The sequence below is a fragment of the Robiginitalea insularis genome (genome assembly GCF_052497835.1).
This window is the reverse complement of the sequence record NZ_CP199296.1, coordinates 1,690,308-1,712,853: the sequence shown is the minus strand read 5'-3', so window position 1 is coordinate 1,712,853 and position 22,546 is coordinate 1,690,308. Positions and strand designations below refer to the sequence as shown.

Annotated in this window: 22 protein-coding genes; 9 read left to right on the top strand and 13 right to left on the bottom strand. The window is 46.0% G+C overall.

What is annotated here, in order from left to right:
- Window positions 1–178: 178 nt before the first annotated feature.
- On the top strand, window positions 179–1,495 hold the full coding sequence (ahcY, locus tag ACT6NV_RS07830) for an adenosylhomocysteinase (protein ID WP_445383926.1): 1,317 nt from the start codon (window positions 179–181) through the stop codon (window positions 1,493–1,495).
- Window positions 1,496–1,552: 57 nt separating this feature from the next.
- On the opposite strand, the gene ACT6NV_RS07825 is transcribed toward ahcY, so the two are convergent.
- The 4 genes from ACT6NV_RS07825 to ACT6NV_RS07810 form a co-directional block, all read right to left on the bottom strand.
- Window positions 1,553–2,137, bottom strand: a complete 585-nt coding sequence (locus tag ACT6NV_RS07825; protein ID WP_445383925.1) for a DUF3332 domain-containing protein — start codon at window positions 2,135–2,137, stop codon at window positions 1,553–1,555.
- Between the two features lie 111 nt (window positions 2,138–2,248).
- Entirely contained in the window at window positions 2,249–2,509 is a 261-nt protein-coding gene (gene rpmA, locus ACT6NV_RS07820) for a 50S ribosomal protein L27 (RefSeq protein ID WP_445383924.1), read from the bottom strand.
- A gap of 41 nt (window positions 2,510–2,550) precedes the next feature.
- Entirely contained in the window at window positions 2,551–3,105 is a 555-nt protein-coding gene (rplU, locus tag ACT6NV_RS07815) for a 50S ribosomal protein L21 (RefSeq protein WP_445383923.1), read from the bottom strand.
- A gap of 115 nt (window positions 3,106–3,220) precedes the next feature.
- Window positions 3,221–3,673 carry a DUF4199 domain-containing protein gene (locus tag ACT6NV_RS07810; RefSeq protein ID WP_445381051.1) on the bottom strand — a complete coding sequence of 151 codons (453 nt, stop codon included), beginning with the start codon at window positions 3,671–3,673 and terminating at the stop codon, window positions 3,221–3,223.
- A gap of 176 nt (window positions 3,674–3,849) precedes the next feature.
- On the opposite strand from ACT6NV_RS07810, the gene ACT6NV_RS07805 reads away from it, so the two are divergent.
- Both ACT6NV_RS07805 and ACT6NV_RS07800 read left to right on the top strand, forming a co-directional pair.
- Window positions 3,850–5,169 (top strand): M16 family metallopeptidase, encoded by a 1,320-nt coding sequence (locus ACT6NV_RS07805; RefSeq protein WP_445383922.1) that lies wholly within the window; start codon window positions 3,850–3,852, stop codon window positions 5,167–5,169.
- A 4-nt stretch (window positions 5,170–5,173) separates the two neighbouring features.
- Window positions 5,174–7,252: an insulinase family protein gene (locus ACT6NV_RS07800; RefSeq protein ID WP_445383921.1), complete on the top strand. Its 2,079-nt coding sequence runs from the start codon at window positions 5,174–5,176 to the stop codon at window positions 7,250–7,252.
- Window positions 7,253–7,296: 44 nt separating this feature from the next.
- Here the strand turns inward: ACT6NV_RS07800 and ACT6NV_RS07795 are convergent, their stop codons facing one another.
- Window positions 7,297–8,169, bottom strand: a complete 873-nt coding sequence (locus tag ACT6NV_RS07795) for a DMT family transporter (RefSeq protein WP_445383920.1) — start codon at window positions 8,167–8,169, stop codon at window positions 7,297–7,299.
- Between the two features lie 67 nt (window positions 8,170–8,236).
- Here ACT6NV_RS07795 and ACT6NV_RS07790 point away from each other — a divergent pair, with 67 nt between their 5' ends.
- The gene (locus tag ACT6NV_RS07790; RefSeq protein ID WP_445383919.1) at window positions 8,237–8,704 is read left to right on the top strand and encodes a hypothetical protein; all 468 of its coding nucleotides are present in this window, start codon (window positions 8,237–8,239) and stop codon (window positions 8,702–8,704) included.
- Window positions 8,705–8,706: 2 nt separating this feature from the next.
- On the opposite strand, the gene ACT6NV_RS07785 is transcribed toward ACT6NV_RS07790, so the two are convergent.
- The 5 genes from ACT6NV_RS07785 to mutY are packed head-to-tail and all read right to left on the bottom strand — an operon-like array spanning window position 8,707 to window position 13,103.
- Entirely contained in the window at window positions 8,707–9,651 is a 945-nt protein-coding gene (locus tag ACT6NV_RS07785; RefSeq protein WP_445383918.1) for a pyridoxal-phosphate dependent enzyme, read from the bottom strand.
- 18 nt (window positions 9,652–9,669) lie between these two features.
- Window positions 9,670–10,230: a gliding motility lipoprotein GldD gene (gene gldD, locus ACT6NV_RS07780; RefSeq protein ID WP_445383917.1), complete on the bottom strand. Its 561-nt coding sequence runs from the start codon at window positions 10,228–10,230 to the stop codon at window positions 9,670–9,672.
- Complete coding sequence (locus tag ACT6NV_RS07775; RefSeq protein ID WP_445383916.1) at window positions 10,220–11,548, bottom strand: gliding motility-associated protein GldE; 1,329 nt, start codon at window positions 11,546–11,548, stop codon at window positions 10,220–10,222. Before ACT6NV_RS07775 ends, gldD begins: the two co-directional genes overlap by 11 nt.
- Window positions 11,549–11,567: 19 nt before the next feature.
- A complete protein-coding gene (locus ACT6NV_RS07770) occupies window positions 11,568–12,035 on the bottom strand; it encodes a single-stranded DNA-binding protein (protein WP_445383915.1) in 468 nt (155 codons plus the stop codon).
- Window positions 12,036–12,050: 15 nt separating this feature from the next.
- Window positions 12,051–13,103 carry an A/G-specific adenine glycosylase gene (mutY, locus tag ACT6NV_RS07765; RefSeq protein WP_445383914.1) on the bottom strand — a complete coding sequence of 351 codons (1,053 nt, stop codon included), beginning with the start codon at window positions 13,101–13,103 and terminating at the stop codon, window positions 12,051–12,053.
- 122 nt (window positions 13,104–13,225) lie between these two features.
- Between mutY and ACT6NV_RS07760 the strand changes: the two genes are divergently transcribed.
- From ACT6NV_RS07760 to ACT6NV_RS07745, 4 genes are all read left to right on the top strand, one after another.
- The gene (locus ACT6NV_RS07760) at window positions 13,226–13,516 is read left to right on the top strand and encodes an HU family DNA-binding protein (RefSeq protein WP_088339771.1); all 291 of its coding nucleotides are present in this window, start codon (window positions 13,226–13,228) and stop codon (window positions 13,514–13,516) included.
- Between the two features lie 253 nt (window positions 13,517–13,769).
- Window positions 13,770–15,320 carry an Rne/Rng family ribonuclease gene (locus ACT6NV_RS07755; protein WP_445383913.1) on the top strand — a complete coding sequence of 517 codons (1,551 nt, stop codon included), beginning with the start codon at window positions 13,770–13,772 and terminating at the stop codon, window positions 15,318–15,320.
- A gap of 103 nt (window positions 15,321–15,423) precedes the next feature.
- On the top strand, window positions 15,424–17,874 hold the full coding sequence (locus tag ACT6NV_RS07750; RefSeq protein WP_445383912.1) for an alpha-L-rhamnosidase-related protein: 2,451 nt from the start codon (window positions 15,424–15,426) through the stop codon (window positions 17,872–17,874).
- A complete protein-coding gene (locus ACT6NV_RS07745; protein WP_445383911.1) occupies window positions 17,871–18,347 on the top strand; it encodes a regulatory protein RecX in 477 nt (158 codons plus the stop codon). The genes ACT6NV_RS07750 and ACT6NV_RS07745 overlap by 4 nt, the downstream gene beginning before the upstream one ends.
- 10 nt (window positions 18,348–18,357) lie before the next feature.
- Here ACT6NV_RS07745 and ACT6NV_RS07740 read toward each other — a convergent pair whose 3' ends face one another.
- From ACT6NV_RS07740 to ACT6NV_RS07730, 3 genes are all read right to left on the bottom strand, one after another.
- Complete coding sequence (locus ACT6NV_RS07740; protein WP_445383910.1) at window positions 18,358–19,227, bottom strand: cupin-like domain-containing protein; 870 nt, start codon at window positions 19,225–19,227, stop codon at window positions 18,358–18,360.
- A gap of 64 nt (window positions 19,228–19,291) precedes the next feature.
- The gene (gene bioB, locus ACT6NV_RS07735) at window positions 19,292–20,383 is read right to left on the bottom strand and encodes a biotin synthase BioB (RefSeq protein ID WP_445383909.1); all 1,092 of its coding nucleotides are present in this window, start codon (window positions 20,381–20,383) and stop codon (window positions 19,292–19,294) included.
- Between the two features lie 136 nt (window positions 20,384–20,519).
- The gene (locus ACT6NV_RS07730; protein ID WP_445383908.1) at window positions 20,520–21,668 is read right to left on the bottom strand and encodes a beta-ketoacyl synthase N-terminal-like domain-containing protein; all 1,149 of its coding nucleotides are present in this window, start codon (window positions 21,666–21,668) and stop codon (window positions 20,520–20,522) included.
- 125 nt (window positions 21,669–21,793) lie between these two features.
- Here ACT6NV_RS07730 and ACT6NV_RS07725 point away from each other — a divergent pair, with 125 nt between their 5' ends.
- A complete protein-coding gene (locus ACT6NV_RS07725) occupies window positions 21,794–22,546 on the top strand; it encodes a glycosyltransferase (RefSeq protein WP_445383907.1) in 753 nt (250 codons plus the stop codon).

Here is a 22,546-nt window from a genome sequence, read left to right as displayed (position 1 = left end):
GGGGATCAATTGTTATACTTTTATAAAGAGGCATAGGAAATCCGAACTTATCAGTACCTTTGTAACCGCATAAAAATAAGGGACCGGAATACAAATTAAGAATTTAAGGTCACTTATTTTTGTTCCCTTAAAAGGGAATTTCAAAAAAGTAATTTCAGAATAAAAGTTATCCATTGCTATGAGTACCAAAACAGTAGAATACATGCCCTATAAAGTCAAGGATATCAGCCTGGCTGATTGGGGCCGGAAGGAAATTTTATTGGCTGAGGCTGAGATGCCAGGCTTGATGGCACTTCGGGAGGAATACGGAAAGGAGAAGCCCCTGAAAGGTGCGCGTATTGCAGGGTGTCTGCATATGACCATTCAAACTGCCGTATTAATTGAGACCCTGGTAGCCCTGGGGGCGGAAGTCACCTGGAGTTCCTGCAATATATTCTCCACTCAGGACCACGCTGCAGCAGCTATAGCCGCAGCAGGGATCCCGGTTTATGCATGGAAAGGCATGAGTGAGGAAGAATTTGACTGGTGTATTGAGCAAACCCTGTTCTTTGGGGAAGAGCGCAAACCCCTGAATATGATCCTGGACGATGGCGGAGACCTCACCAATATGGTGTTTGACCGTTATCCGGAACTGGCAAAAGGAATCCGGGGGCTTTCAGAAGAAACCACAACGGGTGTCCACAGGCTTTACGAGCGCATGAAGAAAGGAACCCTTCCCATGCCCGCAATAAATGTAAATGACTCGGTAACCAAGTCAAAATTTGACAACAAATACGGGTGCAAGGAAAGTGCAGTAGACGCGATCCGAAGGGCCACTGATACCATGCTGGCCGGAAAGCGTGTTGTTGTAGCCGGATATGGGGATGTGGGTAAAGGAACGGCTGCCTCCTTCAGGGGCGCAGGTGCGATCGTAACTGTAACCGAAATTGATCCGATTTGCGCCCTTCAGGCCTGTATGGATGGCTACGAGGTAAAACACCTTGAAAGTGTTGTTGGCAACGCAGACATCGTAATTACCGCTACCGGGAATAAGGACATTATACAGGAGCAGCATTTCAGGGCTATGAAGGACAAGGTGATCGTTTGCAACATCGGCCACTTTGATAACGAAATAGATATGGCATGGCTCAATACACACTTCGGGCATACCCGGGACGAAATCAAACCGCAGGTAGATAAGTACACACTTGACGGGAAAGATATTATTGTGCTGGCCGAGGGAAGACTGGTGAATCTAGGATGTGCTACAGGCCACCCGAGTTTTGTGATGAGTAACAGTTTTACCAACCAGACCCTGGCGCAGATAGAGCTGTGGAAACACTGCGATAAATACGAGAACAAAGTCTATATGCTGCCTAAGCATCTGGACGAGAAAGTTGCAGCCCTGCACCTTTCAAGGCTGGGGGCAGAGTTGACGGAATTGCGTCCGGAGCAAGCCCGTTACATAGGGGTGGAGGCCAAGGGGCCATTCAAACCCGATTATTACCGATATTAATTAAAAGAAAAACCCGGAAGACATTTCCGGGTTTTTTTATGGTGTTTTGGAATCTCCTTATCGGGCTTCTGCCAGCATCCCATCCATAAAATAGCAGGATTTATATTCCTCTAAAAGGGCAAGGCCTTCTCTGCGGTCCATCTGGGTATTCATTTTGATTTCCTTACCGTCTGGCAAGTACACAATATAAAACCCTTCTTCCATTTTAGAGAGGGGTATGATTTCCCCGCTCGGACGGATGGCATTCCAGGAATTTTCATCAGGTTTGTAAAAAAGCTCAATTTTTCCACCTTTTTTAGGGCCGTCTACTACAGCTACCTGAATTCTGTTTTTGGTTGCGGTCATTTTATAGGTGTTTCCGTCCCTTTCCACCATCTGGACTTCCCGCTGCCCTTCCTTCATCGCAATGGGGTTGGACCCGGACCAGAATTCAATCACATTAAAGATGATAGCATCCCCCAGGAAAAAAAGACCGTATACCGGGATGATATTTAATCCCCAGAACACCAGGTTATTTACAAACTTATTGTCCGATACTCCCTGGTTCCAGTCTTTCAGGTTGTTAAATGCACTGAAGGATCCAAGACAACTGCTAAACAAAAGCGAAGCGGCCAGTGACAGGGCCATAATTGATTTTTTCATTTGATAGGTTTTTAGTGTTAACCCACTGAAGATATTAAAAAAATAGAATATCCCTGAAAATAAAAAGCCCGCTCTGCAGAGCGGGCTTTATGTGATATGCTTGGGTTCCTGTTAAGCCTCAAACGGCTCGATGGATACAAAGGATTTTCCGCCGGTTTTCTTGTCAAAACGGACAATTCCGTCAACCCGTGCATGCAGGGTATGGTCTTTACCCAGATAAACATTTTCACCAGGGTTGTGCTTGGTACCCCTTTGGCGTACAATGATATTTCCGGCAATGGCTTTTTGCCCGCCAAAAATCTTTACGCCCAATCGTTTCGATTCTGACTCGCGTCCGTTTTTGGAACTTCCAACACCTTTCTTGTGTGCCATGGTATTAACTTTTTTGGAAGGCTAGCCTCCCTGTTTTCAATTTATTTTCCTCCGAGGGCTTTGATTAATTCGGCTTTCTTCATAGATGAATACCCGCTAAGCCCTTGCTCTTTTGCCATCTCTTTGAGCTCAGCTACTGTTTTTGAGCTCAAATCTACTGTTGCTTTTGGCTTTTCTGCCTTAGGCTCGGATTTTGCAGGCGCCTCTTTTTTGGCCTCTGCTTTCTTTGCAGGAGCTGCTTTAGGGGCGGGTGCCTCTTTTTTAGCTGCTGCTTTTTTAGCGCCTTTAGCAACGATACCCTCTATTACCAGTTCGGTAAGATACTGGCGATGTCCGTTTTTTACGCGGTATCCTTTTCTTCTTTTCTTTTTAAAGACAATTACCTTGTCTCCTTTTAAATGCTTTACGACTTTAGCCTCTACAGCTGCGCCGTCTATAGCCGGGGCGCCAATAGTAACCGCATCTCCATCTTCTATAAGAAGTACCTGGTCAAAAGTAACTTTTTTCCCTTCCTCTTCTTTCAGACGATGCACGAATACCTTCTGGTCTTTCGCAACTTTAAATTGCTGCCCTGCTATCTCTACAATTGCGTACATAGCGAAATAAATGATTATTTAGACAATCCCCTGACCGTAGAACAATTGCTCAATTCGTCAAAGGCGGGTGCAAATATACTGCTAAATTGCCAATAGGCAAGCCTTTAAAGCGGTTTTAAGAAGATTTTTTTTGGTTGTACGAACTTTTGAATAATTGCATAAAACTCAGGGTCAATACAAGGGAACTGGCAAAGCCCATAATAGCTACCGTAAAAAAGACTATCCCCTCAAAATTCTTAAAGTCCTTAAAAAAGGTCGTAGAGAGGTTTGGCAGAAAATCCGTATTGATTTCAGTGCTATAGAAGGCAAAGAAGGCCGTAAAGATGAGCGTAGCCACAAAACCGACGGTTATACCAGCCGAAAAACCCTTACCGTAATTGAAGTCCTTGCCCAATTTTAATTTGTAGTATTTGATGGCCTCATAAATTCCAAAGCCCGTAATGACACCATTGAACAGGCTGTAAAAAACATTGGTGTGCAGCCCAAATAAGGACAGCACCAAAAAATAAGCTATCAGACTTCCGCTTGTTGCAAGTCCAAAACGAATGGGGAGAGCAAATCTCATCATTTGTAGTAACAATATTGGTTCCCTTTAAAGATACTATTATTCGCTTATTTTATATTAAAAAATAGTTAAAGAAAGTCTGGAAGATTTTGATTTTATGACTTAGGAAGTATCTTGTTGACCCTTGGGAGTTGTAGGAAACTGCCTATATTGCACATCTTAATTAAACCCTGTAACGCATGAAAAAATTATTGCTATCAGCCCTGTTTTCGGGGCTGCTTTTAACACTTACTGCCCAGGAGGTATCCTATGAGGAATACGACCTGGACAACGGACTGCATGTTATTTTACATCAGGACAATTCTGCCCCTGTGGTAACCACCTCTGTGATGTATCACGTTGGCGGAAAGGACCGCACCGAGGGCAGAACCGGATTTGCCCACCTCTTTGAACACCTGTTGTTTGAAGGCACCAAAAATATCGAAAAAGGAAAATGGTTTGAAATTGTCTCCTCCAGAGGGGGAACAAATAATGCCAATACTTCACAGGACCGGACTTATTACTACGAAGTATTTCCATCCAATAATCTGGAATTGGGCTTGTGGATGGAATCTGAAAGGATGCTGCATCCTATCATCAATCAGGATGGGGTAGACACCCAGCAGGAAGTAGTAAAAGAGGAGAAACGACTACGCTATGACAATTCTCCTTACGGACAGATCCTTCCCGTCCTGAGGCAGGCTTTATTTGAAAAGCATCCATATAAAGATCCCAACATCGGGTATATGGAAGACCTGGATGCCGCTACCCTGGAGGACGTTATCGCCTATAATAAAAAATATTATGTCCCAAACAATGCCGTACTGGTAGTGGCAGGGGATATCGATATTGCCAAAACCAAAAAGATGGTTGCGGATTACTTCGGACCCATCCCAAGGGGAGAGGAGATAGTGAGGAGTTACCCCAAAGAAGACCCAATCATTAGCGAAGTAAAGAGCAAGGCTTACGATAAAAACATACAGATACCCGCTTCTATAGTTGCCTACCGAACGCCCGGATATGGCACAAGGGACGCATATGTACTGGATATGATTTCCGCCTATCTCAGCGATGGAAAAAGCTCAAAACTCTATAAAAAACTGGTCGATGACCAAAAACAGGCACTGCAGGTTGGCGCCTTTAATATAGGACAGGAAGACTACGGCATGTACATCGTTTTTTCACTTCCAGTGGGTGAAACTACCCTGGAAACACTGGTTACGGAAATCGAAGAAGAAATTGAAGCGGTCCGTTCCGGGTTGATCTCCGAGAATGATTACCAGAAACTGCAAAACAAGTTTGAGAACCGTTTTGTGAATTCCAACAGCAGTATTCAGGGAATTGCCGGATCGCTGGCAACCTATTACATGCTGTATGATGATACCAGCCTGATCAACAAAGAAATAGATATCTACAGATCCATTACCCGGGCTGAAATGCGCGCGGTGGCAGAGAAGTATTTAAAACCAAATCAGCGGGTAGTGATTGACTACCTGCCAGAAGAAAAAATGGAGAATTAAGCATATGAAAAAGTTATTTATACCCGTATTGATCGCCTTGTTTACCTGCAGTATACAGGCGCAAATCGACAGAACCCAGATGCCCGAGCCAGGACCGGCTCCTACCATAAATCTGGACGAAGCCCAGCGCTTTGAATTGAAAAACGGCTTAACCGTAATGGTAGTTGAAAACCATAAACTCCCCAGGGTATCCATTCAGTTAACCATAGACAACCCTCCCATTCTGGAGGGCGACAAATCCGGAGTAGCCAGTCTGACTGGTAGCTTGCTTGGGAACGGATCCAAAAACATTCCGAAAGATGAGTTCAATGAGGAAGTAGACTTTCTTGGTGCTTCCATAAACTTTGGATCCCAGAGCGCATTTGCCTCTTCCCTCAGCAAATACTTTCCACGTATCCTGGAGATGATGGCCGATGCGGCAATCAACCCGAATTTTACCCAGGAAGAATTTGAAAAGGAAAAGGAAAAAGTGCTTACCGGACTAAAAGCGCAGGAAAAAGATGTTTCCGCCGCAGCCGGCAGGGTACAAAGGGCGCTGGCCTATGGAAAGGATCACCCTTATGGAGAATTTACAACTGAGGAGACTGTAAATAAAGTTAGCCTTGCAGATGTACAGGAATTCTACAGGAATTATTTTGTGCCCGCCAATGCGTATCTGGTAGTTATAGGTGATGTGGAATTTGATAATGTAAAAGAACTTGTTACGGAAAACTTTACGCCATGGACCCTGGCCTCTCCCCCTTCCCTGAGTTTTTCGGATCCCCGTGATGCGCAGTATACCCAGATTAATTTTGTGGACATGTCCAATGCGGTACAGTCTGAAGTTACCGTTCAGAACCTGGTCGAATTGCAAATGAATGACCCGGACTACCTGTCTGCGCTGGTCGCCAATCAAATACTCGGCGGTGGCGGTGAAGGAAGGTTATTTCTGAACCTCAGAGAAGACAAGGGATATACCTATGGTTCCTATTCCAGCATTGGAAATGACAAATACGGGCCATCCCGCTTCAGGGCATATGCCAGTGTACGGAATGCGGTTACGGATAGTTCTGTTGTTCAAATTCTGAGTGAAATAGACCGGATTTCCAAAGAACCTGTAAGTGACACAGAGCTGGAGAACACAAAAGCGAAATACGTAGGGAGTTTTGTAAGAGCCCTTGAACAGCCATCTACAATTGCCCGGTATGCTCTGAATATAGAAACAGAGAACCTGCCTAAGGATTATTACAAGACTTATTTGGAGCGCATTAATGCGGTAACCAAAGAAGATGTGCAAAAAGCGGCACAGAAGTACTTTAATGTGGCCAATGCCCGTATCGTCATTGCGGGGAAGGGTAGCGACGTCTTGGAAAACCTTGAGAAAGTGACTTTCAATGGAAAAGCTGTGCCTGTTAAGTATTATACCAAATACGCCGAGCCTGCCGAAAAGCCAGATTATTCAGCTTCCGTGCCCGAGGGAATAGATGTGGCTGCCGTTGTGGATAAATACTTTATGGCGATTGGCGGGAAAGATAAAGTCGGAGCCATAAACTCCCTGAAATTGGTATACGAAGGTTCCGCCATGGGAGCAACCATCAAGACCGAAGAAATTCGGACAGCCGAAAATTACGCCCAAACGACCTTTATGAACAACAACCCCATGATGGGAGTAATCGCCAAAGGTGACGAGCTGTATATGAAGCAGGGAGGAAACAAAATGCCACTTCCACCACAGATGCAAAAGGATATGAAGAATGCCATGGGCATTTTCCCGGAGCAGGGCTTCGCATCCAATCCTGATGTCAAGCTGGCCGGAACGGAGATGGTTGAGGGCAAAGCAGCCTATCGGATCGATGTGCCCGGAGAAGTAGTGCAGGCCAGTTACTTTTACGATGTGGAGACCGGCCTGAAGGTAAAAGAGGCCTCCGTTGTCTCCATGAATGGGCAGACCCAAAACCAGGAAACCATCATCAAGGAGTATCAGGAAGTAGATGGTATAAAATTCCCTTCTATAAAACTGGGATCCATGGGGCCTCAGCAAATTGAAAGCAAATTGCTGGAAGCAATTATAAATTATGAAGTGACTGAATCGGATTTCAACTAAACCCGAATTCTTTTACAGGAGTAAAGGCACCCCAATGGGTGCCTTTATTTTTTGTTGACCAAATAAACCCCCAGCAGGATAATGCCTGCTGCACCCATTTGCATTAAGGTAAAACGTTCTCCGTCTAAAAGGCCCCAAAAAATGCCCACCACAGGAATAAGATAGGTAACCGAAACCGAGAAAACGGGAGTTGAAAGCTGGATCAGCTTATTGAACATTACCTTGGCCACACAGGTGCCAAAAATGCAAAGAATAACGATATACCCTATGGAAGACCAAAAATAGGGCCCGCTGGTCACGCCACTGGAAAAAGCCCCTGAAAACGGAAGGATAAGCAATGCCGGAAGCATAATGGAAATAAAATTACCCGTGGCAATCCCCATCGGACTCACTTCAGAGAGCTTACTTTTAATAATATTTGCATTACAGGCATAGCAGAGCGCTGCCAGTACTACCAGGCCCGCGTACCAGTAATTTTGTCCCGGATTGATTTCTGCCCCAAGGTATATAAGAAGGGCTGCTCCAGCCAGCCCCACCAGAACACCTGTTAGTTGATTAGTGCTAAAGGATATCTTAAATGCAAAGTACCCTACAAAAAGGGTAAACAGCGGAACCAGGGAATTTAAAATGGAGGCTATGCTGCTGTCGATTTCAGTTTCGGCAAAAGCGAACAGAAACATGGGGATAAAGCTGCCCACCAGTCCGCTCAGTGCTACCCACTTCCACTGTTTTTTCTCAATAGTACGAAGAGACTTATGGCCAATCAGCAGTAATAATCCCCCTGCTATCAGGATACGAATACTCCCCAGCTGCAGGGCCGTAAACCCCTCAAGTCCCTTCTTTATAAGGATATATGAGGTTCCCCAAATAACAGAAAGTATAATCAGGTAGAACCAGCGCCGGTTTACATCGCTCATAGGCCGGAAAATTACGCCAAAGTTCCTACTTTTGAAGAAAGTAGCGATAGTATAAAACTATTCATCTATGCAAAAGTCAAATGCCTTTTCCCTTAAATTCCTTACCCTGTGCATTGGCCTGATAGCCCTGGTAACGCTGAGTTGTAAGTCCGAGCAGAAAGAAAACACGACTTCCATGCAGATGCAACGTGTTATGGCCATACACGACTCCGTAATGCCTAGAATGAAGACCATCGGGAAATTGGTCGGGCAACTGAAACCCCTGGCAGATAGCACTGAAGAGGGGATTGCCTATCAACTGGCCATGAAGGACCTGCAGGAAGCTAATACAGCCATGATGGACTGGATGAAAGGCTTTGGGGACCGATTTAAATATGAAGAGATTCACAAAGGGAAAAAATTGACAGCAGAAAAAGAAGCCTGGTTAGAAGAGGAAGAGGTGAAAGTAAAGGTAATGCGCGATAAGGTAAACGGCAGCATAGAACGAGCCGAAGCACTCTTAAAAATATTGGATACCTCTCAAACCGATCAGTAGGCCTAAAAAGGTAAATTTTGTAAGTCCACATTCCCACCGGAAATAATGATTCCTGTTTTGTGATCCTTAAAATGCCGGGGTTCCTTCAGCACCGCCGCAAAAGCAACTGCACTGGAAGGTTCGATAACGATCTTCATCCGTTCCCAGATCAAATGCATAGCCTGCACAATCTCCTCTTCCGTAACGCGTATTATGATTTGTACGTGATTTTGTAAAATCGGGAAGGTATGTGATCCCAAAACCGTCCGGAGCCCATCTGCAATGGTATCAGTGGTCTCATTATCCATTATTTCACCCGCTTTAAGGGATCTGTAGGCATCATCCACAGCAAAGGGCTCTCCTCCCAAAGCGATACAATGTTTACCGAAATATTTTACTGCCAGAGCTGTCCCCCCAAGCAATCCTCCTCCCCCAACGGGGGCAATTACCCTTTCCAAATCGGGAACTTCCCCGAGTAGTTCCATAGCGGCCGTTCCCTGTCCTGCTATAACCATGGGGTCATTGGAAGGGTGAATAAAAATGGCTCCGTGCTCCTCTGCAATTCGGGCAGCGGCCGCTTCCCTGGCCTGCAGGCTGGGATAGCATTCATATACCTTCCCCCCATATTGCAATACGGCTTTTTTCTTAACTTTTGGTGCATTTTCGGGCATCACAATATAAGCCGGAATGGAGAGTGACCTGGCGGCCAGGGAGAGGGCCTGAGCAAAATTCCCGGAGGAATGCGTGACCACGGCCGGAACCGTACCAGATTCCATCAGGCGGATCAGGGCATGGGTAGCTCCCCGTATTTTATAGGAGCCTCCCCTTTGGAAGTTTTCACATTTAAAGTACAGCCGGGTTCCGGAAAGTTCATTGAGCAGACCGGAGCTAAGTACGGGAGTACGATGTATGTAGGGGCTCACTTTTTGAAGGGCCGAGTGAAGTAATTCCTTGGGATATGCCTGCATCTTAGCTAATTTATACGATCATTCAGCCTTCCAGCTCAGGCTTTCCATTATCCTACGGATATCTCGTTGTAAATAAACGGCGGCGGGATATATGGAGTCGTAATTGGGTTTCGCATAAAAATAAAGGGACCCGGTAACAAAATGAGAAGTGCTGTCCGTAACGTAAAACTGGGACTGGGAAGCGGCATCGCCCCTAACTTCATAAAACATTCCGTAAACCTCTCCATCAGGGTTGATATAGGGCTGTTCCAGGATATTGTCTGCCTTCACCACGTGTTCATAGGACAACTTTTGCGCATCGGACAACAGCTGGGTGATATTTCCTTCAACCGGCTTATAGGTAAGGTAGATGGAGCCTTTCATTTCGGGATAATCCAGTACTATATTGCAATCTCCGTCTGTCCTTTGGGATGCCAGTTGATTGTACTCAAATTCATAAGGGCAATTGGCTTCAGCTATTTTATAGGCCCCTTGAGGATAATCCAGCCGGAGCATGGCCTTTGGCTTTGGAAGCGTTTCATCCTTGCACCCTACTGCAAATATGGTCAGGAATAAAATCAAGCTGAGTTTATGCTTCATGAGGCAGCGTAATTTTGATCTGTTTGATACGTTTCTTATCGAGGCTTTCTACCTGAAAAGTGTAACTTTCGAATTGGATCTGCTCACCCCTTTTCGGAAAATCTCCCGAAATTTCAAGTATGAATCCGGCAATGGTCTCAGATTCCCCCTTTTGAGCTTCAAACAGTTCCGTGTTTTCAATTCGGGCAACCCTGTAGAAATCTTTAAGATTCGTCTTACCTTCAAAGACGTAATTAAAGTCATCCAATTTAGAAAAAATGAGGTCTTCATCATCGAACTCATCGCTGATATCCCCTACAATTTCCTCTATTACATCTTCAAGCGTCACGATACCCGATGTCCCGCCAAACTCGTCCACCACTACCGCCAGGTGGTTTTTCTTATCCTGAAATTCGAGCAAGAGGTCATCCAGTTTTTTATTTTCAGGCACAAAATAAGGTTCGCGTATCAGGGAAGTCCAGTTAAAGGATTTTCGGTCTATGTAAGGCAGGAGATCCTTTACGTATAGCACTCCCAGAACATTGTCCATATTCTCGGAAAAGACGGGGATGCGCGAAAACCCGTTTTTCTTGATCTCCTCAAGGACTTCCGGATATTTCATGGTCTCACTAAGCGCAAAAATGTCGATCCTGGGCCGCATAACCTGTTTGGTATCCGTATTTCCGAAGGAAACAATGCCCTGCAGTATTTTTTGTTCTTCTTTGGTGGTATCCCCTTCTGAGGTCAGTTCCAGGGCCTGTGAAAGATGGTCCACACTCAGGTTAGACTTTTGTTTTCCCAGCCGTTTGTACATCAATATGGTCCCGGCCCGCATGGGCGAACTCAGGGGAGTAAACAGGATATCCAGCCCCTTGATAATATAGGCCATCTGAGTAGCAAAAATCCTGCGGTTCCGGTTGGCGTAAATTTTTGGAAGGATTTCCCCGAACAGGAGGATAAGAAAGGTTGCGAGTACCACCTCTAAAAGGAAACGACCGGGCAGAAATCCAAAATATATTTGGTCAATCCCCGCAAAAATGCTGTCTCCAATATTGTTAAGTAGCAATACAATTCCGATATTGATGGCGTTGTTGGCGATAAGGATGGTTGCCAGTAGCTTTTTGGGCCGCTCCAGCAAACGGATAATCAGCTGTCCCTTGTTGCTGCCGCTTTCATCAATTTCGTTCAACTCGGTTTGGGAAAGCCCGAAAAAGGCGACCTCTGCGCCTGAAATCATGGCCGAGCAGCCAAGCAGTATTATTAACAGGATAAACTTTGGGATTAAAAAGGTATCCATGGGAATCCCTAAAATAATCTGGCTAATGGGCTCGGGGTCCAACAGTTTCTAATTAGGTTTTCTAGAATGGTAAATCATCTTCCTCCTCCTGCGGGGCTTCCACAGATGGAGCCTTTGTGGCTGCAGCAGGTTTTGCCTGCGAGGGCTGTTGCCGTGAGGGCGCATTCATATTCTGCGCCTCCGAGCTGTCCTTATTGGTGCTTAAAAAGGTGAAGTCCGTAACCTGAATCTCGGTAGTGTACCTGGTGTTGCCGTCTTCACCCTGCCACTGTCGGGTCTTTAACCGGCCTTCAACATATATCTTATCCCCTTTACTCAGGTATTTCTCACAAATTTCAGCTGCCTTATTCCGCACAACGATATTGTGCCATTCTGTATTGGTAACTTTTTCACCAGTCTGCCGGTTGGTATAGGTTTCATTCGTTGCTATTGGAAATCTCCCAATGCAGTTTCCCCCATCAAAATAATGCAGTTTAACCTCATCCCCCAGATGCCCGATCAGCATCACTTTATTCAATGTTCCGCTCATAATTCCTTTATTGGATCAAAAGTACGAATTTTTAACCGTTTCCATAAAGTTCGAAATGAGAACCGGCACAGGAAATTCTCCCATTTTTTGGATGGGAACAGATTCCCCTGGCAATTCGCTGAGACGGCAAATCCAGAAGGTAGTGTATAAATGCTGGTGCGACAATTTATGGATCAGGGGCGCCTCGTTAAACTGAATCAAATCGCCCTTGGCCAAAAAGTCCATTTCCCTTTCCCCGACCATTTCGGATATTAACTTTTGATGATCCAATACCCCTTTGGATTCAACCAGCGGAAACTCGTATAAGCCCTGCCAGATTCCGCGGCCTGAACGGCGAACTAGTTTGGTCCGAAAGCTTTCATCCACTGGCATGATATAATTGAAATATCGCTTGCGAACAGCCGTTTTGCCTTGTTTGACCGGCAATTCTCCCACACGCTTCTTCAAACGGGCGCCACAGCTGGCAGCCAGGGGGCACTTATCGCATTCGGGGTTTACCGGAACACATTGTAAAGCACCAAATTCCATAATCCCCTGGTTGTAAAGGGCAATCTGGTCTGCGTTCATTACCTCATGGGCCAGATTGTCAAAATAGCGCTTGCCCTCCGGACGGTCAATAGGCATGTCTACATCAAAATACCTGCTCAGAACCCTGTAAACGTTGCCGTCTACAACGGCTCGGGGTAAATTAAAACATATCGAGCCAATGGCTGCGGCAGTATAAGGGCCCACTCCCTTCAGTGACAACAGGCCTTCATAGGTCTCCGGAAAACGGCCGTTTAACTCATCAGTAATATACTTGGCCGTGGTGTGCAGGTTTCTGGCCCGGGAATAGTATCCAAGGCCCTGCCATAGTTTTAAAACCTCCTCCTCTGAGGCTGCTGCAAGATCCTTAATACCGGGAAATGCGCTTATAAACTTCAGGTAATAGGGAGTACCCTGTACCACCCGGGTTTGCTGCAATATAATCTCGGAAAGCCAGACCGTATATGGATCGGTAGTACTGCGCCAGGGTAATTCCCTCTTATGTGCACGGTACCATGTTAAAATGTGTTCCGAAAAAGTCATGCTGCTGATTCTCGGCCGCAAAACTAACTGTTTTAAGCACTTAAAATTAATTTACCGGGCGAAAGATTGAATAATATTTATATATTTGCAACCCTGAAAACCTACGACAATAAATATTAAAAATGACTAAAGCGGATATCGTATCTAAGATCTCAGAAAAACTGGGAATGGAAAAAGGAGATGTACAGGCAACCGTAGAAAGCTTTATGGAAGAAGTAAAGGCATCTCTGGAAAATGGTGATAATGTCTATTTAAGAGGATTTGGTAGTTTTATTATCAAAACCCGGGCTGAAAAAACGGGAAGGAATATTTCCAAAAATACAACCATTAAAATCCCAGCTCACAACATTCCGGCATTCAAGCCTGCAAAAGTATTTGTAGAAGGTGTTAAGAGCAATGTGCAAGTTAAATAGTAACTGTTAAAATATAGCTATGCCGAGTGGTAAGAAAAGAAAAAGACATAAGGTAGCGACTCACAAGCGAAAAAAGCGCAGGAGAGCTAACCGCCACAAGAAAAAGTAGTTTTAAAAAACTACTTTTTCATTTTACAACGTTCTTTGACATAGAAATTCTGAAAAGAGTTTCGACGGGTTAAAAATACAACCTGTAATTACATATTGTTTAATCTTTCCATTTTCTATTGAAAATGGAACTAAATCAAATCAGGTGAATAGAGAATTAATCGTAAGATCTAATTCCAATTCTGTTGATTTTGCCTTACTTAAAGATGGAAAACTAACTGAGCTTCATCAGGACGAGGACGACCATAATTTCAATGTTGGGGATGTTCTGATCGCAAAGGTCAGAAAGCCCGTAACAGGTCTGAACGCCGCATTTGTGAATGTGGGGTATGAAAAAGATGCCTTTCTGCATTACCACGACCTGGGGCCACAGCTCAAAAGCATGCTGAAATTCATTAAAATGGTCAGCACCGGGAAGCTAAGAGATTACTCCCTGAAAAATTTTCCATTAGAAAAAGATATCGATAAAAACGGTAGCATTAAAGATGTTATCAAGCCGAATCAATCGCTACTCGTACAGATTGTTAAGGAGCCTATTTCTACCAAAGGCCCCAGAATCAGTTCAGAACTATCGATTGCAGGGCGCTTTTTGGTAATGGTCCCTTTTTCTGACCGGGTTTCTATTTCACAGAAAATCGAGAGTAAAGAGGAAAAAGACCGGCTTAAAAGATTAGTCCAGAGTATTAAACCCAAAGGTTTTGGGGTGATTATCAGGACGGTTGCTGAAGGCAAAAAAGTAGCAGAATTAGACAAAGATCTTCAAAATCTGATGTCCAAATGGATATCGATGTGCAAGAAATTATATAAAGCCCCCACACCTTCCAAGGTGTTAGTGGAATTAAACAGGGCCTCTTCAATTTTGAGGGACGTGTTTAACGATACTTTTACCGGGATACATGTGGATGACGAAACGCTTTATAACCAGATCAAGGATTATCTGCACGAGATAGCCCCTGAGAAGGAATCCATAGTTAAGCTGTATAGCTCTGCTGTCCCCATTTTTGAAAAATACGGGATAGAGCGGCAGATTAAAACTTCTTTCGGAAGGACAGCTTCTATGAGTAAAGGTGCTTATCTGATTATTGAACATACAGAAGCCCTGCACGTTATAGACGTGAACAGTGGAAACCGTTCAAACAAAGCAAAAAATCAGGAAGACACTGCCCTGGAAGTAAACCTGCTGGCAGCCACCGAGATTGCAAGGCAATTGCGCCTTAGAGACATGGGTGGGATCATTGTGATTGACTTTATTGACATGGTCAAATCAGATCACCGCAGGAAACTCTTCAACCATCTTCGGGATGAGATGAAGGATGACCGGGCAAAGCATAAAATTTTACCTCCGAGTAAATTCGGACTCATACAGATCACGCGACAGCGGGTAAGGCCTGAGGTTAATATTAAAACCACTGAAGCCAACCCCAGTGCAAGTGGGGAGGAAGTTGAAGCGCCTATTGTGTTAGTAGAGAAAATAGGGGTAGATCTCGAAAGGATATTGAAGTCCAAAAACCGGGATAAGCCGATTATTTTAAATACGCATCCCTTTATTGCCGCTTTCCTTACCAAAGGATTTCCATCCATACGTTCCAAATGGTTTCTGGAACATAAGAAATGGGTCAAGATCCAACCAAGAGACGCTTACACGTATCTGGAATACCGATTTACCGATAAGGAAGGAAACACTTTTGAAGTATAAAAAACAGCCGCTTAAATTAAGCGGCTGTTTTTTTTTGCCCTGAACTGAACGGATAAAAACTCAGGCTGTATTCCTATCTTTAAGGCACCTTAACCACTGTACAATGAAAATGCGCCTCCTTCCTCTACTGGGCTTGTCATTTCTTATAAATTGTTCCTGCACGACCCGCGAAACGTCTGCCCCAACTTCCTTTGCCAACCTCCTGAGTGAAAGCCCGTCTATAACAGGAAAAGAATTCTATCTTCCAAGTCCCTATGTAACGGCCGGGGACCGGGTCTACATGGTAGGACATCAGGATGGCAGCTTCCCGGATCTGGGCTGGCACATCAAAGGGGAAATGGGCGGTATCTGGGACCATCCCATTAAATTAATGGATGGATTTGAGGTTTCCCTGGAAATTAATAATACCACCCACCCTCTGAAGCGGGCCAGTAGTTTTACGAATTTTCCCATGGCCAACCGCCACATATATGAACTGGATTCAGTTAATCTGAAAATAGACCGTTGGCAATTTGTCCCGGATGGGAAAGAAGGCCTCCTCCTGGAGTTTGTTATTGAAAACAAGGGGACCAGGCCTGTTCCGCTGAATTTTATCTTTAGAGGACGAACAGACCTGCGGCCCACCTGGCTGGGGGAGCGCACCGGGATGATCAATGGGAGAGACCTGCCTGCAAAGGATGAGGTGCTTCAAGCGTGGATTGTCAAAGATTCTCTCAATCCCTGGTTCGTAATTTTCGGGTCTGATCAACCCGCGGGCAATCCAGAAAGTTCATCGGATAAAAATAATTACCAGTATATGGACAAACTCGGAAATCCTGAAACGGATTTGAGTTCCGAGTCCGGGCTGACTTACCCTTTGGAAATCGCCCCGGGTGAAGCAAAGCTGCTTCGTTTTGCCATCGCCGGTTCGTATCGCTCAGAAGCAGAAGCCAGGCAAACCTATTCCGACTTGCTTCAAAATGCAACCGCTTTGCTTACCAAAAAAAGGGACCGCTACGTTCAACTGGCCTCTATGTCCCGGCTGAAGACCCCGGATTCTGCCCTCAATCAAACCTTCGAGTGGTTGAAATACAACTCAGACTGGCTCATTCAGACCGTGCCCGAGATCGGGACCGGGATTGTCGCCGGGATTCCGGACTACCCCTGGTGGTTTGGGGTAGACAGTGAATATGCCCTGAAGGGCTACATGGCTATTGGGCGGTCGGAAATTGTGGAAAAAACCATACGCCTGCTGGACAGCGTTTCAAATGCCATAAACGGGAATGGCAGGATATTGCATGAAATGTCTACCAATGGTGCCGTATTCAATCCGGGGAACATCAATGAAACCCCTCAATTTGCCTCCCTGGTTTGGGATATCTATCGCTGGAACGGAGATGCTGCATTTCTACAAAAATACTATGGAACCATTACCAAAGGGCTTAACTGGCTTGTGGAAGAAAAAGATAAGAATGGCAATGGTTTTCCGGATGGGTTCGGGATGATGGAAATCCATGGCCTTGACAGCGAAATGATTGATGTGGCCAGTTATACCCAGGCTGCATTTGCTGATGCATCTTCCATAGCGCAAGTCCTTGGAGACATTGAAAAGGCAGAAGCTTATGCCAGGGTGGCAGACCGTTTAAAGGTGAAAATAAACCGGGAATTCTGGTCTGAAGACTTTAACTCCTATGCTGATTTTATTGGTACTGACCAGCAGGCTCTGCGTTTGATAGCAGATGCCATTGTACGTGCAGACACCCTTAACAAGCCCTGGGCCGTAGCTGAATTGGAAGCAACACGGGCGAAAGTATTGCAGAACCGGAACGACCGTCTTAAACCATTTGTTCTGCATCACAACTGGGTAGTGAATACCCCGATGGAAATGGGGATCGCAGACCCGGATAAAGCCCTGAAGGCCCTGGAAACCGCGCATAATTTTGTAAACCCTTTCGGGATGTTTGTTACCGGGATTGACCGGGATGCTTCGGCCGGAACGGATGAGGGCTCCTTTAAAGGCAGCAAAGTCTTTTCCTATACCGGGGCCGTGATGACCCTGCCGACCGGGGTACAGGCTATTGCTGAAAATAATTACGGCAGGCCCGACCGGGCATTGGATTACCTGCAACGCATGTGCCGGAGTTTCAGCTATGCCCTCCCGGGCAGCATGTATGAGGTGTCTCCCGATTACGGCATGATCGCCCAGGCATGGAATATATACAGTTTTGCGATCCCCGTAGTTGAACAGTTCTTTGGAATAGACCCCATGGCTGCTGAAAAAAGGATTCGTATCAGTCCGCTGATGCCCTCAGAATGGGGGGAAGCAAGCCTGGAAAACGTCAGAATCGCCGGAAATTCCATTTCCGTTTATTATCAACGCCAAAAAGATGGACGCTTACACCTGAAGGTAACTCAATCCCAAAATGACTGGACCCTTGAAGTCCCCGTTGAAGCCCAGGCAGAAAAAACCATTGAAATCATTTCCGGTAAACTATTAACGGATGAGCAGGGGGAGGCACACATTATAAGCCAGGATGGGGTTTTGGAATTTAAAGTCAGTAAACTCAGCAGGTGAACCGATTCGGCAAAAAATCCTATACCCTTGAAGAAGCCACCCGCAGACTGGAGCGGTACTGCGCTTATCAGGAGCGCTGCCATCAGGAAGTAGTGCAAAAATTAAAGGAACTGGGCATGATCCCCGAGGCCATAGACAAGATCGTTGTGCACCTGATCGGGGAAGGCTTTTTAAATGAGGAACGATTTGCGTTGGCCTTTGCCCGGGGAAAGTTTAATCAGAAATACTGGGGAAGGGAGCGTATTGAACGGGAGTTGCACCAAAGGGGCATCAGTGCTTATCTCATCGGGAAGGCCCTGGCCGAAATACCGGAGGATTCCTATCTGCAGGCCTTTGAGGAACTGGCAGTCAAAAAACTTGAAAGCCTGAAGGCTTTTTCCCGGGAGGAAAAGAAACGAAAACTATTCAACTACCTACTGTACAGGGGCTGGGAAAAAGATCTGATTTACGACCGCCTGAGAAAAATAAAGTAAAGGCTGCTGATTATTTTTCCGCTTTCTGCAGTTGCTGATGCGTTCGCTCGATTGCCTGCTCGTTTTTCCAGTCAATCCACTGCTGCCCCTTTAATTTTCGCATTAGGTTATCGTAATACCGCATGATAAAAACATTGTAAAGCGCTTTACTGAGGTTTCTCGGATTCCGAGCCAGGGCCCTGAGGCTCATTGAAAAGCCCGGGCTGAGATAGCGCATATAATGCCAATACCCTTCCGGCATATATAAAGTTTCTCCATGAGCCAATTGGGTTTTATAGCCCCTGGCATGTTCAAGTGCAGGCCATCGACTGAAATCCGGCCCCGAAAAATCAATACTCTCATGGGTAATCAGCGAGTGGGGCACTTTATAGAGGAATCTGTTCTCAGATTGCGAAAACAGAATGCACTCCTTTTTTCCTTCAAAATGAAAATGGAAAATATTAGCCAGGTCTATATCGTAGTGCATAAACGTATAAGAATCCTCCCCGCCAAAGAATAACATGGGCAGGCTTCTAAGCAATCGAAGGCCAAAATCCGGGTATTCAAAATCATCCTGTAGTTGGGGGACCTCTTTTAAAATATTCCAGAGAAAGATTCGGTATTTGGTGGGTTCTGTCCGGAGCAAGTCTATATATTCAGACATGCGCATGCGTGCGTGCGGCTCATTAAACCCTTCTCTGAAATCAACCGGACGATTATCGTAAAGGGGGACAACCAGCTCCCCGGCAATTTCTTTCATATATTCAAGGCTCCACTTGGAGTGGGCCGGCCAGGATTCGGTAGCTTTCTCAATAACCACCGGTTGCTGGGGTCGGAAAAAATCATTGAGAAACGCCTCCCTGCTAATGGTCTTTACTCTGGGGACTTCCTGAAGGTACACGGGTCAAAATATTACTCCAGCCTTTCGATTTTGAAGAAAAGACAGGATTTTGAGCTGTTAAACATTACTGTTTTTTGCCTTTAGCCCTGGCCATTTCATTGCGCTCAATAAGGTGACCAGGTCTGCTCCATCTGGGTTTTTCCCCCAGAGGAGCCAATTTGGACTCTGTTGCTTCCACCGTTGCCGGCTGGGGTTTTTTAACAAAGGCCTGCTGTGGTTTGAGGCCCAGTAGTTCAAATAATTTCATGTCCTCGTTCACATCCGGATTGGGCGTAGTAAGCAACTTATCTCCGGCAAATATGGAATTAGCTCCTGCCAGAAAGCAAAGGGCCTGCCCTTCCTGGCTCATCTGGGTACGACCCGCAGATAAGCGCACCTGGGTTTCAGGCATTACAATGCGGGTAGTGGCCACCATGCGGACCATTTCCCATATAGAAACCGGCTCCATATCTTCCATGGGGGTTCCGGGAACAGCTACCAGGGCATTGATAGGAACGGATTCGGGTTGCGGGTTCAGGGTACTGAGGGCTACCAGCATCCCGGCCCTGTCGGACAGGTTTTCTCCCATCCCTATAATCCCGCCGCTGCAAACGGTTACATTAGTTTTCCGGACATTGCCTATAGTCTCCAGACGATCTTCAAAAGCCCGGGTGGAAATCACATCTTTATAGTAATCCTCGGAGGTGTCCAGGTTATGATTATAGGCATATAAACCAGCTTCTGCCAGCCGCTCGGCCTGGTTTTCCGTTATCATTCCCAGGGTACAGCAAACCTCCATATCAAGCTTATTGATGGTCCGTACCATTTCAAGGACCTGGTCGAATTCAGGCCCGTCCTTAACATTTCGCCAGGCTGCACCCATGCACACCCTGGAGCTTCCTGAAGCTTTTGCGCGCAAGGCCTGGGCCTTTACCTGCCCGACTGACATCAGGTCGTTTCCATCAATATCGGTATGGTAACGGGCCGCTTGGGGGCAATACCCGCAATCTTCAGGACATCCTCCTGTTTTAATGGAGAGCAGGGTGGAAACCTGAACGGTGTTAGGGTCGTGGTGTAGTCTGTGGACCCCTGCTGCCTCAAACAACAACTCCATCATAGGTTTGTTGTAAATCTCAATAATCTCCTCCCGGGTCCAGTTATGTCTGATCTCTGCCATATGTTTTATTTAACAAGCCCCGGCCGGATATTCAGCTGCTGAATATCCAAAAGCAGAACTTATAAACTCAAAAATAGCGGATTGCTCCTAAATGGACAACAATCCCGCTGCTGAGCTTAAAGATAGTTTTTTCAAATCAGCTTTTTGACAACATAACACTTACGGCATTCCCTCCAAAACCCACCGCATTGACCAGAATGTAATTCAGTTTCTCCGGAGGCTTGGCAGTAGTTGTAAAAGGAGTTCCGAAAAATTTTTGTTCCCGCAACATTAAGACGGCCATTTCTAAACTTAACATCCCGGAGGCGCCGAAAGTATGTCCGATTTTCCATTTATTACCGGTAAGGGCGGGGAGCTGGCTTCCGAAAACCCCCTTAATGGCTTCAAATTCTGACTGGTCCCCTTTCAGGGTTCCGGGAGCATGCATCACCACTACATCTATGGCTTCTTTGGGTACATCCCCTATAGCCATTTCCATAGAACGCCTCAGGCAATTGCCTTCTGCGGACAGGGAGGCCGGATGTGAAAGTACCTCTGTTGCATAGCCTATCCCACAGATATAGGCCAGGGCATCTCCACTAACCCCGGATTCCAGGCAGGCAATGGCAGCCCCTTCCCCCAGGACCATGGTATTCCCGGTTTTGTTCTGGTCAAGAGCCCTGCAGGGATAGGGCTGACCAAGCGGGCTGTAAATCTTCAAAGCCTTTATCTGGGCCAGGGTGAAATCCGTTAGGGCCGCTTCACTCCCCCCAACAACAAATTTATCGGCCATTCCGGACTCCAGCCAGGCAACCGCATTGAGGACGGCGTGCAGGGCCGTTGAACAGGTGATGCTGTGTGAGATGTCCGGCCCGCTGGTTTGCAAATCCTGAGCTACCCAGGATGCTATATTCCCCAATGTTGTATTGGGAGAAGACAGGGTTGAACTACGCCCGCTGCCCAGGTACTCACGATGATACTTTTCAAAAAGGTTTGTGGCCCCCCTGGAAGAACCAATATTGACGCCCGTATTCCTGCCCTTAGTCCAGGCGGCCTGTTCCATAGCCTTGCGTGCTGCCCAAATAGCGTATAAAACCGTTTCATCCAGCCGTGCATAGTTTGGGTTTTGATTCCGGAGTTCCAAAACCGATGCCTTTAGTGTTTCCGGTATTCTTCCCACCCAAACCTCCGAATCGCCATTTTTTGTCTTTTCGAGAAAATGTGAAGGGGTCGTGTAGGCCTCAGGGACACCACTTGATTCCCCCAATGCCGAAATGGAATACAGCGAACGAATGGATATCTTCATCAATGCACTTTTTCCCGACAAAACTAACCCTTTTCAAATTCTTTACCCTGTACGGAAAATGCGAACCCCCAAAAAGAGTATTTTTGTGCCGTAAATCAGTCTTCCCCTTTTAAGGAACCCTTTTCATGATCGAAAAAAAACTGGCTATAGTTGTTCCCTGTTACAATGAATCCAAACGCTTACCGGTAGGGGAATTTAAACGCTTCCTGAAAGACTATCCGAAGGCGGCGGTTTGCTTTGTCAATGATGCTTCAACCGATCGAACGGCTGAGGTGTTAAAAAACCTTCAATCTGAATTCAAAGGACAGCTTAGCATTCTGGAACATGCTGAAAACAAGGGGAAAGCAGAGGCCGTTCGGACAGGGGTACGCTACTGCCAGCAGCAGAAAACAGCACCGGCGCTGGCCTACCTGGATGCGGACCTGGCCACCTCTCTGGAGGAATGTTATTCGTATTTGTCCTATCTGGAAAACAAAGACTTTGTATTTGCCTCCCGTATTTTAAAAGTTGGTTCGGTGGTAGAAAGGAAATACAGTCGTTTCCTGGTTGGCAGGGTGATTGCCACAGCTATTTCTAATGCTTTACAGATAAAAGTATACGATACGCAATGCGGATGCAAAGTGTTTAAGGCCCACCTGGCCTCCTTGCTTTTTGAAAAGCCCTTTGTTTCTACCTGGCTCTTTGATGTTGAACTCTTCAGCAGGCTCCTTGTCCATTTCGGCCCTGAAGAAGGCCTTCGAAAGATGGAAGAGATCCCCGTTAAACGCTGGGTAGACCGCGGAGCTTCCAAGGTGAAAATATCGTATTTCTTCCGCTTGTGGCGGGATCTGTATCAAATACGACAAATGCACCGCAAGGCTTTAAAAACCTCAGGCTAG

Bases quoted from the DNA above. Each gene is read 5' to 3' on its own strand.
- ahcY (WP_445383926.1), top strand. From the start codon at position 179: ATGAGTACCAAAACAGTAGAATACATGCCCTATAAAGTCAAGGATATC.
- ACT6NV_RS07800 (WP_445383921.1), top strand. From the start codon at position 5,174: ATGAAAAAGTTATTTATACCCGTATTGATCGCCTTGTTTACCTGCAGT.
- mutY (WP_445383914.1), bottom strand. From the start codon at position 13,103: ATGACTTTTTCGGAACACATTTTAACATGGTACCGTGCACATAAGAGG.
- ACT6NV_RS07750 (WP_445383912.1), top strand. From the start codon at position 15,424: ATGAAAATGCGCCTCCTTCCTCTACTGGGCTTGTCATTTCTTATAAAT.
- ACT6NV_RS07760 (WP_088339771.1), top strand. From the start codon at position 13,226: ATGACTAAAGCGGATATCGTATCTAAGATCTCAGAAAAACTGGGAATG.
- ACT6NV_RS07805 (WP_445383922.1), top strand. From the start codon at position 3,850: ATGAAAAAATTATTGCTATCAGCCCTGTTTTCGGGGCTGCTTTTAACA.
- ACT6NV_RS07730 (WP_445383908.1), bottom strand. From the start codon at position 21,668: ATGAAGATATCCATTCGTTCGCTGTATTCCATTTCGGCATTGGGGGAA.
- ACT6NV_RS07790 (WP_445383919.1), top strand. From the start codon at position 8,237: ATGCAAAAGTCAAATGCCTTTTCCCTTAAATTCCTTACCCTGTGCATT.
- rpmA (WP_445383924.1), bottom strand. From the start codon at position 2,509: ATGGCACACAAGAAAGGTGTTGGAAGTTCCAAAAACGGACGCGAGTCA.
- rplU (WP_445383923.1), bottom strand. From the start codon at position 3,105: ATGTACGCAATTGTAGAGATAGCAGGGCAGCAATTTAAAGTTGCGAAA.
- ACT6NV_RS07785 (WP_445383918.1), bottom strand. From the start codon at position 9,651: ATGCAGGCATATCCCAAGGAATTACTTCACTCGGCCCTTCAAAAAGTG.
- bioB (WP_445383909.1), bottom strand. From the start codon at position 20,383: ATGGCAGAGATCAGACATAACTGGACCCGGGAGGAGATTATTGAGATT.
- ACT6NV_RS07810 (WP_445381051.1), bottom strand. From the start codon at position 3,673: ATGATGAGATTTGCTCTCCCCATTCGTTTTGGACTTGCAACAAGCGGA.
- ACT6NV_RS07770 (WP_445383915.1), bottom strand. From the start codon at position 12,035: ATGAGCGGAACATTGAATAAAGTGATGCTGATCGGGCATCTGGGGGAT.
- ACT6NV_RS07795 (WP_445383920.1), bottom strand. From the start codon at position 8,169: ATGAGCGATGTAAACCGGCGCTGGTTCTACCTGATTATACTTTCTGTT.
- ACT6NV_RS07825 (WP_445383925.1), bottom strand. From the start codon at position 2,137: ATGAAAAAATCAATTATGGCCCTGTCACTGGCCGCTTCGCTTTTGTTT.
- gldD (WP_445383917.1), bottom strand. From the start codon at position 10,230: ATGAAGCATAAACTCAGCTTGATTTTATTCCTGACCATATTTGCAGTA.
- ACT6NV_RS07725 (WP_445383907.1), top strand. From the start codon at position 21,794: ATGATCGAAAAAAAACTGGCTATAGTTGTTCCCTGTTACAATGAATCC.